Source organism: Paenarthrobacter sp. NPDC056912 (genome assembly GCF_042786555.1).
Taxonomy (GTDB): Bacteria; Actinomycetota; Actinomycetes; order Actinomycetales; family Micrococcaceae; genus Arthrobacter.
In genome coordinates this window covers 1-1,453 of the sequence record NZ_JBHUCD010000050.1, presented here as the reverse complement: position 1 = coordinate 1,453, position 1,453 = coordinate 1, and the positions used below count along the sequence as shown (strand labels likewise).

Annotated in this window: 2 protein-coding genes; both read left to right on the top strand. The window is 60.7% G+C overall.

Annotated elements, in window-relative coordinates; translation table 11 throughout:
• Positions 1 to 54: 54 nt before the first annotated feature.
• Complete coding sequence (locus ACFRJ9_RS23950; protein WP_377673398.1) at positions 55 to 459, top strand: hypothetical protein; 405 nt, start codon at positions 55 to 57, stop codon at positions 457 to 459.
• 119 nt (positions 460 to 578) lie between these two features.
• Positions 579 to 1,453, top strand: an 875-nt coding sequence (locus ACFRJ9_RS23945) for a transposase (RefSeq protein ID WP_377673396.1), incomplete at its 3' end; no start/stop codon positions are given.

Here is a 1,453-nt window from a genome sequence, read left to right as displayed (position 1 = left end):
CCCTCTTCGTCAGGCTGGTTGTGAGTCATTCATTACCTGTTGAAGGAGCCGGCGATGCCCGTTGATAACAAGGGTTTTACGCGTGAAGAGATCCGTGAGTTCATGCATGAGTACTATTTGCAGCCGCACGGGACTAGGAAGGAGTGGCTTGCCTTCAGGTCCATTTCTGAATGGACGTTCCGCAGGTGGCGCAAGATGATGCTCCAGGGCGATATCGACCGTGGCCTGATTCCGCGGGAACATGGAGCCATGGTCCCAACGAATCGTGAACTTTCCGCGTTTGAAAAAGCACGCGCGAAGGAAATGGCTGCCCACCGTGCCGAAGTCGAAAAACTCCAGAAGCGGGTGCAGGAGCTGGAGGACACGAATTCTGCGCTGGGAAAAGCTATCGGGCTCTTGCACGACTTGAGCGTGCCAGAGCCCGATACAACCCCGACGAGCGCTCAGAACGATTCATAGCCGCTGAGAACAGTCTTGTCCTGGAGCTGCATGTGATCATCGGCTCCCAGCGGACAGCGCTAAAGCTTGCGGGCCTCTCACGCGGGACCTGGCATTACCGGTCCCATCCACGTCAGGCGGTGCAGAACCCGATCCACCAGGCCGACCGTGCCTACGAATCCCGGATCAGCACCGAGCATCAGGACCGGATCCTGGGGTTCATCCTGGCCGGTTGGGAGAAGGGCAACTCCGTTGACCATGCCTTCGCCACGGCCTGGGACAACGGCGTGCTGCTCGCCTCCAACCGCACATGGTGGCGGATCGCGGCAGGGCACGAGGATCAGCAGGCCCGCCCAACCATCCCGCGCAAGCGTGGCAGCACGCGTGGTTCCTACGCGAAGCCGGTCCTCAAGGCCACCGGCCCCTCCCAGGTCTGGTCCTGGGATATCACCGACGTCTATTCCAAATGGCAGGGGAAGGCTTTCAAGGTCTACTCCATCATGGACATCTACTCCCGGGAGATCGTCGGCTGGCGTGTGGAGGACCGCGAGTCCGACCACCTCGCCGCCCAGATGTTCCAAACAGCCATCGCCCGGTACGGGGCCCCACGCATCGTCCATGCCGATTCAGGCCCGGCCATGAGATCAAACCTGCTCCGTGACACCCTCACCGCCCACGGCGTGGAACTGACCCATAACCGCCCGCACGTCTCCAACGACAACCCCTTCTCGGAATCAGGCTTTCGCACGATGAAATACCGGCCCGGCTACCCCCGGATCTTTAACGATCTCGAGGCAGCCCGGGACTACCTCACCGACTACGTGCACTGGTACAGCACCGACCACAAACACTCCGGCATCGCACTATTCTCTCCCTCACAGGTCCACGACGGCTCCTGGAAAGAGCTCTGGGACAAGCGAGACAAAGCCCACCAGGACTACTACGAACGGAACCCAGGAAGATTCCGCCAACGACCCACCACACCGGCCCCAGCCACCCACGTCGGAATCAACCT